General features: G+C 74.5%; 12 protein-coding genes and 1 pseudogene. 6 read left to right on the plus strand and 7 right to left on the minus strand.

The window, feature by feature from the left end:
- From Aru02nite_RS03740 to Aru02nite_RS03750, 3 genes are all read right to left on the minus strand, one after another.
- A partial coding sequence (locus Aru02nite_RS03740) for a glycosyltransferase family 39 protein (RefSeq protein WP_203654911.1) occupies positions 1–937 on the minus strand: 937 nt, incomplete at its 3' end.
- A 153-nt stretch (positions 938–1,090) separates the two neighbouring features.
- Positions 1,091–1,645, minus strand: coding sequence for a GNAT family N-acetyltransferase (locus Aru02nite_RS03745; protein ID WP_203654914.1), 555 nt, complete (start codon positions 1,643–1,645; stop codon positions 1,091–1,093).
- A gap of 66 nt (positions 1,646–1,711) precedes the next feature.
- The gene (locus Aru02nite_RS03750) at positions 1,712–2,482 is read right to left on the minus strand and encodes a helix-turn-helix domain-containing protein (protein WP_203654915.1); all 771 of its coding nucleotides are present in this window, start codon (positions 2,480–2,482) and stop codon (positions 1,712–1,714) included.
- A 102-nt stretch (positions 2,483–2,584) separates the two neighbouring features.
- Between Aru02nite_RS03750 and Aru02nite_RS03755 the strand changes: the two genes are divergently transcribed.
- Positions 2,585–3,430 (plus strand): NAD(P)H-binding protein, encoded by an 846-nt coding sequence (locus Aru02nite_RS03755; protein WP_203654917.1) that lies wholly within the window; start codon positions 2,585–2,587, stop codon positions 3,428–3,430.
- Between the two features lie 33 nt (positions 3,431–3,463).
- Here Aru02nite_RS03755 and Aru02nite_RS03760 read toward each other — a convergent pair whose 3' ends face one another.
- The 3 genes from Aru02nite_RS03760 to Aru02nite_RS03770 are packed head-to-tail and all read right to left on the minus strand — an operon-like array spanning position 3,464 to position 6,040.
- A complete protein-coding gene (locus Aru02nite_RS03760; protein ID WP_203654918.1) occupies positions 3,464–4,279 on the minus strand; it encodes an ABC transporter permease in 816 nt (271 codons plus the stop codon).
- Complete coding sequence (locus tag Aru02nite_RS03765; RefSeq protein ID WP_203654919.1) at positions 4,272–5,060, minus strand: ABC transporter permease; 789 nt, start codon at positions 5,058–5,060, stop codon at positions 4,272–4,274. The genes Aru02nite_RS03760 and Aru02nite_RS03765 overlap by 8 nt, the downstream gene beginning before the upstream one ends.
- Entirely contained in the window at positions 5,060–6,040 is a 981-nt protein-coding gene (locus Aru02nite_RS03770; RefSeq protein WP_239076381.1) for an ABC transporter ATP-binding protein, read from the minus strand. The genes Aru02nite_RS03765 and Aru02nite_RS03770 overlap by 1 nt, the downstream gene beginning before the upstream one ends.
- 105 nt (positions 6,041–6,145) lie before the next feature.
- On the opposite strand from Aru02nite_RS03770, the gene Aru02nite_RS03775 reads away from it, so the two are divergent.
- The 5 genes and pseudogenes from Aru02nite_RS03775 (at position 6,146) to Aru02nite_RS03795 (ending at position 11,845) form a co-directional block, all read left to right on the plus strand.
- Positions 6,146–6,973: an NAD(P)H-binding protein gene (locus tag Aru02nite_RS03775; RefSeq protein WP_203654920.1), complete on the plus strand. Its 828-nt coding sequence runs from the start codon at positions 6,146–6,148 to the stop codon at positions 6,971–6,973.
- 44 nt (positions 6,974–7,017) lie between these two features.
- Positions 7,018–7,596 carry an ArsR/SmtB family transcription factor gene (locus tag Aru02nite_RS03780; protein ID WP_239076382.1) on the plus strand — a complete coding sequence of 193 codons (579 nt, stop codon included), beginning with the start codon at positions 7,018–7,020 and terminating at the stop codon, positions 7,594–7,596.
- A gap of 654 nt (positions 7,597–8,250) precedes the next feature.
- The gene (locus tag Aru02nite_RS03785; RefSeq protein ID WP_203654921.1) at positions 8,251–9,591 is read left to right on the plus strand and encodes an MFS transporter; all 1,341 of its coding nucleotides are present in this window, start codon (positions 8,251–8,253) and stop codon (positions 9,589–9,591) included.
- A 102-nt stretch (positions 9,592–9,693) separates the two neighbouring features.
- Positions 9,694–10,080: pseudogene (locus tag Aru02nite_RS03790) on the plus strand (YybH family protein); the annotation flags it as partial.
- A 442-nt stretch (positions 10,081–10,522) separates the two neighbouring features.
- Positions 10,523–11,845, plus strand: a complete 1,323-nt coding sequence (locus Aru02nite_RS03795) for a glycoside hydrolase family protein (RefSeq protein WP_203654923.1) — start codon at positions 10,523–10,525, stop codon at positions 11,843–11,845.
- Positions 11,846–11,906: 61 nt separating this feature from the next.
- Here the strand turns inward: Aru02nite_RS03795 and Aru02nite_RS03800 are convergent, their stop codons facing one another.
- Positions 11,907–14,204, minus strand: a complete 2,298-nt coding sequence (locus Aru02nite_RS03800) for an excinuclease ABC subunit UvrA (protein ID WP_203654924.1) — start codon at positions 14,202–14,204, stop codon at positions 11,907–11,909.
- Positions 14,205–14,223 lie beyond the last annotated feature (19 nt).

Genomic DNA, 14,223 nt, shown 5'->3' on the forward strand with positions numbered 1-14,223 from the left:
TGGGGCGTACCAGGCGATTCCGGCCGCGCGACGGCCAGTGGGGCCGCAGCGCCCGCACGTGTCGGAGGTGCGGCGTGCGGCGCAGGGCCGGGGCGCGCCGGGTGGCCAGGGCCGCGACGAGGACGGCGAGGAGAGCGGCGAGCACCGGTGGGCCGCCGTACAGGTGGTCGAGGACGCTGGCGGTGGCACCGACCGTCACCGGCGGGATCCACGACACCTCCGCCGTCTGGCCCGCCGACACCACGACCAGCGGGGCGCACGCGACCACGACCACCGACCCGGTGACCAGCCAACGGCCGGCGGGCCGGGCCCGGCGTACCGCGACGACGGCGTGCGCCAGCAGCACCAGCGCGGCGAACAGGTGCAGGTACACCGCCGCCACCGCGACGATTGCGTACCCGGCGAGCCGGCGCGGCACCGGCCGGTCCAGCGCCCGGACGTACAGCAGGGTGGCGCCGGCCGTGGCCGCCGTGGCGAGCGCGTACGGACGGGCATCCTGCGCGTAGAACGCGAACGTCGGGTGCACGGCGAGCAGGACACCGGCGACCGCCGCGGCCGGTGCCCCCACGTACCGGGCGGCGAAGGCGACGGTGCAGCCGACCGCCACGACCGCGGCGACCAGGCTGGGCAGGCGTACCCACGCCTCGGTGGGCGGAAGCCGCAGCAGGCGCCCGAACGCCAGCCAACCGTGCAGGCCCAGGTAGTACGCGCCGAGCGGGGCGTCGGTGTGTCGCAGCAGCGCGGCCAGGTCCGGCAACCGGTGCCGCGCCGCCGACACGCTCACCGCCTCGTCCCACGACAGCGGCTGCCGGCCGAGCCCGATGCCCGCCACGATCGTCGCGGCCAGCACCGCCAGCGCCACCGCCCGCTTGGTACCGAACCCCGCGCGCCGCGCCAGCGGGACACCCGCGTACGCGCCGGTGACAGTCGACGCCATCACGCTCCCGGACTCCGAACCGGCCCCAAGGAACGAACCCTAGGCGGCGATCCGGGCGACGCGACCGGCGTTCACCGACCCCTCACCGTCCGCTGGCCGACCCCTGGCCCGGCAGACGTCGCACGACTCCCACCGCCGGGCTCTTCCAGACGATCAGGGCTCGACCGGCCACTCGGCGGCGAGCATCCCGTACACGAGGGTGTCGCTCCACTCGCCCTTGCTCCAGTAGTCCTCGCGAAGGTGCGCCTCGCGCCGCATGCCGACCCGCTCACACAGCCGCGCCGACGCGGTGTTGCGCGCGTCGAGCTGCGCGTACACCCGGCGCATCCGGTACGTCCCGAACGCGACGCCGAGCAGCGCCCGCACCGCCTCCGTCGCGTACCCGCGGCCGGCGACGGACGGGTGGAACGCCCAGCCGACCTCGCCGCGCTCCAGCGTCTCGTCCGCCGGCCACACCACCACGTCGCCGACCAGCCGCCCGTCGTGCTCGACGACCAGCGCGAGCGACGAGTCCGGCCCCACGATCCCGGTACGCTCCAGTCGCTTCCGCAGGTGTTCCTCGGCGTCGGCGCGCGTCCACGGCCCCCACGGGAGGTACCGGCAGACGTCCGGGTCGGCGTAGTAGTCGTAGAGCGGTTCGAGGTCGTCGGGGCGGTGGGCGCGCAGGCGCAGCCGTTCGGTGTCGATCGGGAGGCGAAGGTCGGTCACGACCCGACCCTAACCGCACCCCCCACCGGTATCCCGGCCGGTGGGCCGTGCGGCTCGCGCGTGGTTTCAGGCTGAGCAGGGGGTGGGGGCGGGGACGTGGCCGGCGAGGAACGCGGCCGGCGGTACGCCCATCAGGTCGCGGAAGTCGGCGGTGAGGTGCGCCTGGTCGGTGTACCCGGCTTCGCTGGCGAGCCTGGCCCACCGGCCGTCGCGGGCGCGGGCGAGGACGCCGCGGACCCGGGCGATCCGGGCGTACCGCTTCGGGGCGAGGCCGACGGCGTCGGTGAACAGCGCGCGCAGGTGGCGTTCGCTGAGGTGGAGCCGGCCGGCGGTGGCGTGCACTCCGGTCGGCCGCGACCCGGTCAGGCTGGCCGCGGCGCCGGACACCAGGTCGGCGCGGGCGAGGTCGGCGTGGCTGAGCGCGGAGAGCCGCGCGGCGCCGGCGGCGGCGAGGCGCCGGAGGATCCGTTCGTCCTCCGGTACGGGTGTGTCGGTGAACGCGGCGCCCGCGGCGTCCCACAGCTCCGCCAGCGGTACGCACCGGTCGGCCAGCTCGCGCGCCGGTACGCCGAGCATGAGGTGGGCGCGGCCGGGCCGGAGACGGATCCGCAGCCACGACACCCACGCCTTGCCGGCCGAGTACGTGGCGCGGGTGCGTGGGCCGAGGACGACGGCGCCGGTGACACCGGGCGCGCGCCGGTACACGAGGGTGGTGGCGCCGTCGGGTGGATGCACCATCACCTCGGCCGGGTCGGCGGCCGAGCCGACGGCGATGTCCGAGACCCAGGGGCGCAGGCCGGCCGGCACCGGCAGCCCCCGTTCGCCACGCGTACGCACGGCGGCAACGCTAACCACCCACCCGCCGTACGGCCAGGGGAGCCGCGGCGTACCGCCGAAAGTTCCAAGCCGGCGGGGCGGGTGCGGCGGCATCGTCGGGGCATGATCCTCATCAGCGGTGCCACCGGCACCATCGGACGCGCACTACTCCACCAGCTCAGCGCCCAGGGCGTGCCGGTACGGGCGATGACGCGTGATCCGGCGCGGGTGCGCGACCTGCCCGGCGTCGAGGCGGTACGTGGCGACTTCACCGATCCGGCGTCGCTGTCCCGGGCGGTCGCCGGGGTCGACGCGGTCTTCCTGCTCACGGCGCCGAGCGCGCCGGTTGCCGAGCACGACGCGGCGATGGTCGCCGCGGCGCGGGCCGCCGGGGTGCGGCGGGTGGTGAAGCTGTCCGCGATCCGGGTACCGGAGCTGGACGAGTGGAGCTTCCACCTGGCCGGTGAGCGGGTGCTCCGGGACAGCGGCCTGGACTGGACGGTGCTGCGCCCCGCGTCGTTCGCGTCGAACACGCTGAGCTGGGCGCCCGCGATCCGGGCCGGCGCACCGGTACCGAACCCGAGCGGTGCCGGGCGGCAGGGTGTGGTGGATCCACGGGACGTGGCCGCGGTCGCCGCCCGGGTACTCACCGCCGGCGGCCACCACGGCGCGGTGTACACGCTGACCGGGCCGGCCGCGATCAGCGTCCCGGACCAGGCCCGACACCTCTCCGCGGTACTCGGCACGCCGGTGCCGGTGCGCGACCTGCCGGCCGCGGAGTACCGGGAGGTGTTGGTGGGGGCGGGGATGGACGCGGGGTTCGTGGAGGTCGCGGTGCGCGGCACCTCCGTCGTACGGGAGGGCGGCGGGGCCACGGTCACCGACGACGTGGCGCGGATCCTCGGCCGCCCGGCGACCCCGTACGAGAACTGGGCCGGTGCGCACCGGGCCGCGTTCCTGGCCGGGTGACGCGGGTGACGGCGGGTCCGGGGCGGCCCGCCGTCAGTGCCCGCTGGACGCGTAGCGGTTCAGCTGGGAGCGCCAGAACCGGTACGCCGCAACGAAGAGCGCCACCCCCACCGCCGGTGCCGCCCAGGCCAGCCACACCGGGATCCACAGCTCGCCGGTACGGCCGAGCAGTACGGTGGCGGGGACGTAGCTGGCGAACGCGAGCGGCAGCACGACGGTCAGCGCCCACCGCGCGGCGGGTCCGAAGATCTTCGTCGGGTAGTTGCCGAAGGTGTTGAACACGTCGTCGAGGGTGAACTTCAGCGACCCCGTGGACAGCATCCGGAACGCCAGCCCGGCGATCGCGGTCTGGCCGGACAGTTCGACGAGCGCGCCGCCGACGAGCGCCAGGCCCAGCAGCAGCACGCGCGGCAGCGTCCAGTGCAGGTGCGTGGTGGCGAGCGCGACGCCGAGGATGGCGAGCCCGCCGAGCAGGTCCGAGATGGTGGTCACCGGCAGCCGGCGGGTGACGAGCTGGACGAACGGGGCGACCGGCCGCGTCAGGTACCGGTCGAACTCGGCCTCGCGGACCGCGGTGTCGATCACCATCAGGTTCGAGCACGGCAGGGTCCACAGGCCGTGCGAGGTGAGCCGCATCCCGTACAGCAGCATGAGTTCCGGCAGCGACCAGCCGCCGATCTGCTGGAACCGGGCCAGGATCGTACCGATGACGGCGAGGCCGGCGCCCTGCAACGCGAGCCCGCCGAGGATGCCGAACGCGAAGTTCGCCCGGTACTGCAGCTCGGTGCGCAGGCCCGCGCGGGCGAGCGCGGCCCAGACCCGTACGGTGCGGCGGATCCGCTCAACCACCCTGTACCACCACCCGGTGCAGCGCGCGGCTCCACACCAGCCGGGCCAGCAGCGCCAGCACCAGGACCCAGCCGCACTGCACGCCGGTCGCGAGTACGGCGGCGCCGGCGTCGAGCCGCCCCAGGTAGATCGCCGTCGGCGTGTACGTGACCGCCTGGAACGGCAGCACCTGGGCGACCGTACGCAGCGCGCCGGGCATGAACCACAACGGAATCAGCGCGCCGGACAGGAACTGCGCGACCATCCGGTAGATGATGAAGATGCCGCCGATCTCCATCGTCCAGAACGTCATGAGCCCGAACACCACCGACAGCACCGTGGTCACCGCGTACCCGAGGGCGAGGCTGACGAGGTAGCCGACGGCGGCGAGCGGTGACGCGGGCGGCGCCATCCCGGACAGCAGCACCGCGAACGGCAGCGCGGCGAGCGCGAACGGTGCGGTGGCGGCGGTCCGGCCCACCTGCGCGGCGACCACCTGCGACACGAACCCGACCGGCCGCACCAGGTCGATGCCGACCCGACCCTCGCGTACCCGGTCCGGGATGAGCGTGAACACCCACGGGTTGAACAGCCAGCCCTGCACGCTCGCCAGCGTCACGTACGCCAGCATGGTCGCCAGCGGCACGCCGTCCACGCTGTCCCGTTCGCCGTACACGGTGCGCCACACCACCGCGAGCAGGAACACCTGCAGCAGCAGGCCGATCAGCCCGTTCAGGTAGTCGATCCGGTACGCGAGCACCACGCGCGCCTGCATCCGGGCGAGTGCCAGGTACCGGCGCATCAGGCGGTCCGGTCGGCGTAGATGCCCGCCACCACGCGCTCCAGGTCGGGCTCCACAATGGACAGATCGGTGACCCGGTGGCGCGCCAGGACCCGGCCGATCAGGTCCGCGCTGGACACCCGCGCCGGATCGAACCGCAACGTCACCCGCCCGTCGGTGGCGGCGACCGGCTCGGCGTCGGCGATCTCCACCGGCCCCGGCTCCGCCAGGTGTACGACCAGCTCGCGGTGCGGGGCGTGCCGCGCCTTCAGCGTCGCCACGTCCCCGTCGTACAGGACGCGGCCGTGGTCGATGAGGATGATGCGGCGGCACAACGCTTCCACGTCGTCCAGGTCGTGCGTGGTCAGGACGACCGTGGTACCGGCCGCCCGGTTCAGGTCGGCCACGAACGCGCGGATCCGGTCCCGCGCCACGACGTCCAACCCGATCGTCGGCTCGTCCAGGTACAGCACGTCCGGACGGTGCAGCATCGCCGCCGCCAGGTCACCGCGCATCCGCTGACCGAGCGACAGCTGCCGTACCGGGGTGGTCAGGAACTCGTCCAGGCCGAGCAGGTCGGTGAAGCGGGCCAGGTGCGCGCGGAGGTCCGCCGGACGCACGTCGTACAGGGTGGCGGCGAGGTGCAGCGAGTCGATCAGCGGCAGGTCCCACCACAACCCGCTGCGCTGCCCGAACACCACGCCGATGTGCCGGGCGTTGCGCTCCCGGTCCCGCCACGGCACCACCCCGGACACCTCGACCGCCCCCGAGGTCGGTACGAGGATGCCGGTCAGCATCTTGATGGTGGTGGACTTCCCCGCGCCGTTCGGCCCGAGGTAGCCCACGAGCTCGCCGGCGTCGATGTCGAACCCGACGCCGTCCACCGCCCGCGTCACCGTGTACTGCCGGGTCAGCAGCGTGCGCACCGCGCCGAACCGGCCCGGCACCCGCTTCGGCCGGCGGAACTCCTTGACGAGACTGTCCGCACGAATGATCGGCACAGTCGACGACCCTGGCAGTACACCGCAAGGCCCGTCAACGCTGATTCCCGCCGGAGTCGATGCGCCACTGTGGACACTGGTGGCGGCCCACCGAGGAGGTACGTGATGATCCTGGTCACCGGGGCGACCGGCAACGTCGGCGCCGAACTCGTCCGCGCGCTCGCCGCGTCCGGCACGCCCGTGCGCGGCCTGACCCGCGGCACCGGACCCGCCGCCACCCCGCCCGTCGAGTACGTGTCGGGCGACCTCGGCGACCCGGCGTCGCTGCGGCCCGCGCTGGCCGGCGTCCGCGGCCTCTTCCTGCTGCCCGGGTATCCGGCCATGCCGGAGATCCTGGCCGAGGCGGCCCGCGCCGGCGTCGAGCACGTCGTCCTGCTGTCCGGTTCGTCGGCCGCGTCCGGCGACACCCGCAACGCGATCACCCGGTACATGGTCGAGTCCGAGCGGGCGGTACGCGACAGCGGACTCGCCTGGACCGTACTGCGGCCCAGCGGCTTCATGTCGAACACGCTGGAATGGGTGCCGCAACTGGCGTCCGGTGACGTGGTCCGGGCACCGTTCGCCGGCGTGCCGATCGCCACCATCGACCCGTACGACATCGCCGCGGTGGCCGCGGGCGCGCTGAGCGGCGACGGGCACCGCGGCCAGGTGTACCGGCTGACCGGGCCGGAGGCGCTGCGGCCCGCCGACCGGCTGCGCACCCTCGGCACCGTGCTCGGCCGCGACCTGCGGCTCGACGCGCAGTCCGACGAGGACGCCCGCGCCGAGATGCTCGCAACCGTACCGGCGGACTACGTCGACGCGTTCTTCGACTTCTACGTCACCGGATCGCTCGACGACTCGACCGTCCTGCCCACCGTACGGGAGCTGACCGGTCGCCCGGCCCGGACGTTCGCGCAGTGGGCCGAGGCGCACGCCGCGGCCTTCCGCTGACGTACCCGTGCCGGAGCCGGCAGCCTGGCGCGCATCATGGTGGGGTGAGCGCTGACGACACGAACATCACCGAGCCGCAGGCGATCCGGGCCATGGCCCACCCCGTCCGGCTGGCGATCATGGAGTACCTGGGGGCGCAGACCTCGGCGACCGCCACCGAGTGCGCCGCCGTCGTCGGCCTCTCCCCCAGCGCCACCAGCTACCATCTGCGCGAACTCGCCCGGTACGGGCTCGTCGTCGAAGCGCCCGGCGCCGACCGGCGCGAACGGCGGTGGCGCTCCGCACCCCGGATCAGCGTCGGCCAGGGCAGCGCCGACGACCCCGCCGTACGCGACGCCACCCAGCTCCTCAGCCGCCTCATGGTCGGCCGCTCCGACGCCCGCGCCCAGACGTTCCTCGACTCCGCCGGCACCGAGGACCCCGACTGGTGGGACGCCGCGCTCGTCAGCGAATCCCGGCTCTGGATGACCGCCGACGAACTGCGTACCCTCGCCGCGGCGCTCCTCGACCTGCTCGAACCGTACCGGCGCGGCGCGCGTACGCCACCGGACGGCTCCCGCCAGGTACAGGTGTCCCTGCGCGCGTTCCCGCTCCCCGACGAACCGCCCACCGACAAGTCCTGAACCCGCGCAGTACTGCCGGAAACGGCTCAACGAAGCCGATCCGGCAGCCGCGCACCCTCCGCCGGGCACGTCACGGACCCCAGCGGACCGCCGAGGAACGCCGCAGGACCAGCGGGCCGCCGATGCGCGAGCGACCCGCCCCGGCCCACCGTTCCGCCCGAGCACCCCTCCCCGCGGAAACGGCTCAACAGAGCCCGGTCACCCCCGCCCCCCTGTGGCCCGAGCACTCCTCCCCCGCGGAAACGGCTCAACAGAAACCAGTCGCCCCGCCCGCGCTGTGGCCCGGGCGCTCCTCCCCGCGGAAGCGGCCCAGCAGAGCCCAGTCGCCCCGCCCGCCGTGTGGCCCGAGCGCTCCTCCCGCAGTATCGGCCGAGCGGAGCCCGGTCGCCCCTGGTGCGGCGTGCTCGCGGAGCCGGGCCGATCGGCGTGTACCGCGTGATCCGCGGCCGGGCAGTCGCCCGCTGCCCCACATGCCGCGGTCGAGAGGCGAGCAGCCCGGGATCGGCTCAGCAGAGCGCGATCCGGCCGTACCCGCCAGGGCTCGGACCGACAACCGACTTCGCGATGGGACACGGGCAGAGGGCGGGACGGACATTCCGCCGATTGCACGCAGGGGGCTTGCGCGTTCCAGATGTGAAGGATTATTTTCGAAATATGTCCTTCGCATATGCCCGCCGCGACGTGTGGATCGTCGCCGCCTGCACCGGCATCTCGTACGCCGGCGACTTCCTCGCCGAGACGGCGCTGACGCTGACGCTCCAGGAACGCGGCGCCTCCGGTACCGAGATCGCGGCGCTGCTGCTGGCGCTGATGGTGCCGATGGTCGTGCTGGCGCCGGTCGCGGGCCGCATCGCCGACCGGTACTCCAGCCGGGTGCTGCTGCCGCTGATCGGTTCGGCGCAGGCCGTGGTGTGCGTGGCGCTGGCGTACGTGACGGGGCCGGCGGCGGCGATCGGGCTGATGGCTCTGCTGGCGACCGGGCTCGCGGTGACCGGACCGACGCTGTCCGCGCTCGTACCGCAGATGGTCGATCGGGAACGGCTCCCCCGCGCCCAGGCGACGATCCAGACCGTCCGCGGCGTCGGCATCCTGCTCGGCCCGGCGCTCGCCGGACTCCTCGTCGGACGGTACGGCCAGGCGGTGCCGCTGCTCGTCGACGCCGCGAGCTTCCTCGCCGTCGTCGCCGCCGGCCTGTTCCTGCGTACGGTGCGGCGCGGCGGGTCGCTGCGCGACGCCGGCACCGGCCGGGTACGCGGCGGCTTCGATCTGGTCCGCTCCGACCCGCTGCTGGTCGCCGCGCTGGTCCTGATCAGTGCCGGCATCGCGGCGGTGAGCTGCGACAACGTCGGCATGGTCTTCCTGGTACGCGACACCCTGCACGGCAGCGCCACCGCGTACGGGCTGCTCGGCGCGCTGTGGTCGGTGGCGGCGATCGTCGGCGGCTGGCTGCTCGGCCGGCGTACCCCCGGCGACCGCGGCCTGGTCACCCTCCTCGTCGCCGTCGTCGCCGTGTTCGGCCTGACGATGCTCGGCCTGGCCGCGGCGCGCTCGGTCGGCTGGCTCGTCCCCACGTACGTGATCGGCGGCCTCGCCAACGGCGGCCTCAACCTCGTCATCGGCGTACTCCTAGGCCGCCGCGTACCGGCGGGTGCCCGGGGCCGGGTCGGCGCGATCTTCGGCGGCGTCGTCAACGCCGGCACCATCATCGGGTACGCCGGCGGCGGCCTGCTGCTGTCCGTCGTCGGCCCCCGTACTCTCTTCGCCGGCAGCGGTCTGGTCGCGCTGGGCGTCGTCGCGGCGCTCTGCGTCCCGGTACTCCGGATGGCCCGCCGCGCCACCACCGCCGACCCGGTCGCCGCCGCGACGATCACCGCCGCGCACCCGCACACCGCGGCCACCGGCGCCGCTGCGCACGCCGCCGACCCGGCCGGCGCGGACCGGGCGGGCATCGGGTCGGGTGTGGACGGACCGGGGGTCGCGCCGGCCGCGTCGTGAACCGGCGCGACACCGCCCGATGAGTTCCGCGCACCGGGCTCGTCGTACCTGGGACGGGACCTCGACGAACGGGACCTCGACGTACGGAAGGACACCGGCACCGTGAGCACTGACACCGAGGAGATCCGCGGCCTGATCGAACGGTGGGCCGACGCGGTACACCGGGGCGACCTCGCCGCCGTCGTCGCCGGGCACGCCGCCGACGTGGTGATGTTCGACGTGCCGCCGCCGTACGAGGGGGTGCGCGGGCTGGCGGCCTACCGCGACACCTGGCCGCCGTTCTTCGCCTGGCAGGCGTCCGGCGCCACCTTCGACATCACCGAACTGGAGATCACCGCCGGCGAGGACGTCGCCTTCGCGTACGCGCTGCTGCGGTGCGGCACGGCCGACGAGTTCGCCGCGAACCCGGACCTCCGGCTGCGGCTGACCCTCGGCCTCCGCCGCGAGAACGGCCGCTGGCTGATCACCCACGAGCACCACTCCTTCCCCCACCCGACCGACGCCTGACCCCGGCACGGGATCGACGACCGGAAACCCGTGGATCCGTTACTGAGCAAGGGATCCGTCACGGCATCGGCGGCGTGTGGAGGCCGGCGCCCCGGCACCCGAACGAGCGCGGGTCGAGTTACGGTGCCCGGTGGTGTGCCGTCGCGCCACCCTGCGGTCACCCGGACGCGGCGGCGACTCGCCGGCGACGCCGGTTCTGCGGTACCGTCCCGCACTGCCACCCCGTCCCGGCACGCCACCCATCCGGAGCCGTACGCCGGGAAGGACCGGCGGCATGGCGGAACCGTCCCGCAAGCGTGCCGACAGCGGGACGAAAGCGCGGCGTGGTCCCCTTCCCGGACCCGGCGTACGACCGTGCGCCGTGGATTCCGCTGCACGAACGGAAGGACCCACTGTGTACCCAGCCGGTACGCCCCGACGCCCGGTGAGGTGGGCGGTCCGGGCCGCCGCCGCGGTCTTCGCGGTCGGCGCCGCCACGGCCGCCGCGCTGCCGGCCCACGCCGACCCGGCGGCGCTGCGGGTGGAGAACCCGCGCTCGTCCGGGCAGGTCGTCGACCCGGCCGACACGCCGTACCAGTACGCGCCGGCGGTGTTGGCCGAGAACGGCCGGTACCGCATGTGGTGGTGTTCGCAGAGCCCCGCGGGCACCGCACCCGGCGACGACATCCTGTACGCCGAGGCGGACAGCCCGAACGGCCCGTTCCACGCGCCGGGCAGCGACAAGCCGTACCAGATCGTGTTCCAGAACGACGGGGGCGGCGGCTGGGACGGCCAGCACGTGTGCGACCCGTCCGTGGTGAAGGTCGGCGGCCGCTACCTGATGTACTTCTCGGGCGCGCCGGCCGACCACGGCCAGCAGCAGGGTTCGGAGACGAGCATCGGGGTCGCGGAGAGCGCCGACGGGATCAGCTGGCACGCGCTGTCCGGGTCGGCGATCGTGACGTCGGCGCACCAGCGGGACAACCACAACAACTACGGCGCCGGCCAGCCGAGCGTGACGTACCGGGACGGCAAGATCTACCTGCTGTTCACGGACACCACGGCGGCGGGCGCGTTGCCGGCCAACGGCGCCGGCCAGTTCGCGTACCGGTCGGCGGATCCGACGTTCGCCTCCGGTGTCGAGGTGGCGACGAAGGACGGGTGGCAGCCGCGGTCGGCGGCCAACGACCGGCAGTTCTCGGTGGCGAACGCGTTCAGCGCCGACTGGCAGTACTCGGACGCGCTGTCGGCGCTGATCGTGGCGCACAACAACGATCCGGGCCGTACGACGCTGGACTTCCTGTCGGCCGACAACCCGGCCACCGCGGCGTACGCGCCGGCGACGGTGCCGTCGGAGTGGTCGGAGGGCCCCGGCCTGGTGTCGACCGCGGACAAGCACGCGATCACCGGCGCCGCCTGCAACCGGGTGCCGGTGGACGTCGTGCAGTCGACCGGGAAGAACAACGGCGCGCCGGCGACGCTCCGCCGGTTCGGCGCGGACGTCGTGTCCGACCGTACGTGTGACAGCCCGAGCCCGACGCCGTCCGCGTCCGCGCCGGCCAGTACGTCGCCGAGCGCGTCGCCGAGCCACGCGCCGAGCAGCCCGGCGGCGCCCCGTAGCAGCAGTCCCGCGGCCGGTGGTGCCGGCGGCGGTGGCCTCCCCGTGACCGGCAGCCCGGTCGCGTACGTGTCGGCCGTCGGTGCGCTCCTGCTCGCCGCCGGTGCCGTCCTGTTCGTGATCGCCCGCCGGCGCCGCCGCGCCGCCTGACCCGCACCACCCCGCCGCGTGGCCGGTACCCGTCGGGTGCCGGCCACGCGGCCGTCCGCGCTCAGCCGGTCGCGGCGCGCAGGTACCGGCCGGTGACGGAGCCGGGGTGGGCGGCGAGGCCGGCCGGCGGCCCGGCGTACACGACGGTGCCGCCGTCGGATCCGGCGCCGGGGCCGAGGTCGACGACGTGGTCGGCGTGCGCGACGACACGCAGGTCGTGCTCGACGAGTACGAGGGTGGCGCCGGCGTCGACTAGTTCGTCGCAGAGTACGAGGAGGCGGTCGACGTCGGTGGCGTGCAGCCCGGCGGTCGGCTCGTCGAGGACGAGCCGCAGGTCGTCGCCCGGTCCGGTGTCGGCGAGGTGGCGGGCGAGGAGCAGCCGCTGGCGTTCGCCGCCGGAGAGGGTGTCGAGGCCGCGCCCGATCGCCAGGTACCCGAGGCCGACCCTGTCCAGCCAGCGCAGCCGGCGTACCAGGTCGGGATGGTCGGCGAGCAGCTCGGCGGCGACCGCCGGGGTACTCGCGAGCAGGTCGGCGATGCTGCGGCCGTGCAGGGTGGCGCCGAGCGCGGTCGGGTTGAAGCGGGTGCCGCCGCAGGCGTCGCAGCCGGTACGGACGTCGTCGAGGAACGCGAGGTCGGTGACGATCACGCCGGTGCCGCGGCAGACGGGGCAGGCGCCGCGGCCGTTGGCGCTGAACCAGGACGGGTGCAGGCCGGTGGCCCGGGCGTACGCGGCGCGCGCGGGTTCGGCGACGCCGAGCGCGGTGGCCGGCGTGGACCGTACGCCGCCGCGCAGCGGTGCCTGGTCGACGACGACGAACCCGGGGTGCTGGCGCGGCAGTTCGCCGGCCATCAGGGTCGACTTGCCGGAGCCGGCGACCCCGGTGACCGCGGTGAGCACCCCGAGGGGTACGTCGACGGTCACGTCCCGCAGGTTGTGGCTGCCGGCGTGCTCGACCGTCACGTACCCGCGGGCGGGTCGGGGGTGGCGGCCGAGCCGCAGCGGGGCGCGCAGCATCCGCCCGGTCGCGGTGTCCGTCGCGGCCAGATCCCTTGGTACGCCGGCGAACTGGACGTGCCCGCCGCCGCTGCCGCCGGTCGGGCCGAGGTCGATCACGTGGTCGGCGGCGGTGACGACCGCGGGGTGGTGCTCGACGACGAGGACCGTGTTGTGCGCGTCCCGCAGGCGCGCCAGCAGGTCCAGCAGCCGGCGTACGTCGTGTGGGTGCAGGCCGGTGGCGGGCTCGTCGAAGACGTAGCAGACGTCGCTGAGCGCGCTGCCCAGCTGCCGTACGATCTTGACCCGCTGCGCCTCGCCGCCGGACAGCGTCGCCGATTCCCGCGCCAGGCTCAGGTATCCGAGGCCCACGGAGACGAGCGCGTCGAGGCGTTCGGTCACGGCGCGGACCAGCGGCGCCACCTCCGGCTGCCGTACGGCGGCGACCACGTCGCGCAGCTCGACCAGCGGCAGCGCCGACCAGTCGGCGATCGAGCGGCCGTCGACGAGGCTGGCGCGGGCCGCCGCGTTGAGCCGGGTACCGGCACAGTCCGGGCAGGTACCGCGGGTCACGACGGCGGCGAGCCCGCGCCGCTCGTCGTCGGTCAGCCGGGACGGCGTGCGCCGCAGGTACGTGTCGCGCAGCCGCGGCACGATCCCGTCGAACCTCCCGTGCCCCGGGTACTCCGGGTCGGGGTCGGTGAGCCGCAGCCCCTGCGCGTACAGGAGCGTCTCGACGGTGGCGGCCGGCAGCTCCGCCAGCGGTACGCCGGGGTCGGCGAGACCGGAGTGCACCAGCCGCTTCCACCGGTACGTACCGGGGGCGAAGGTGGGGAAGCGGACCGCGCCGTCCCGCAGGCTCCGCGTACGGTCGAGGAGCCGGTCCAGGTCGATGTCGTCGACCACGCCCAGCCCCTCGCACCGCTTGCACATCCCCGCCGGATCGTTGAACGAGTACGCCGGGGTGAAGCCGGCGGACGGCGTACCGGCGCGGGAGAACAGCAGGCGCAGCAGCGGCGCGAGGTCGCTCGCGGTACCGACGGTGGAGCGGGCGTTGCCGGTGAACCGCCGCTGGTCGACGATCGTGGTGAAGACCAGCCCGTCGATCCGGTCCACGTCGGCCGGCGGGTGCTGCGGCAGCCGGTTCCGTACGAACGTCGGGTAGGTCGCGGTGACCAGGCGTTCGGCCTCGGCGGCGATCGTGTCGAACGCCAGCGACGACTTCCCCGACCCGGAGACGCCCGTGAACACGGTCAACCGGTGCTTCGGGACGCGCACCGACACGTCCCGCAGGTTGTGGGTCCGGGCGCCCTCCACCGTGATCCACCGGTCGCGCCCGGCCGTTCGTTCCTCGTCCGTCATGCCCGCGACGCTACGATCG

The organism is Actinocatenispora rupis (assembly GCF_016861975.1).
Taxonomy (GTDB): domain Bacteria; phylum Actinomycetota; class Actinomycetes; order Mycobacteriales; family Micromonosporaceae; genus Actinocatenispora; species Actinocatenispora rupis.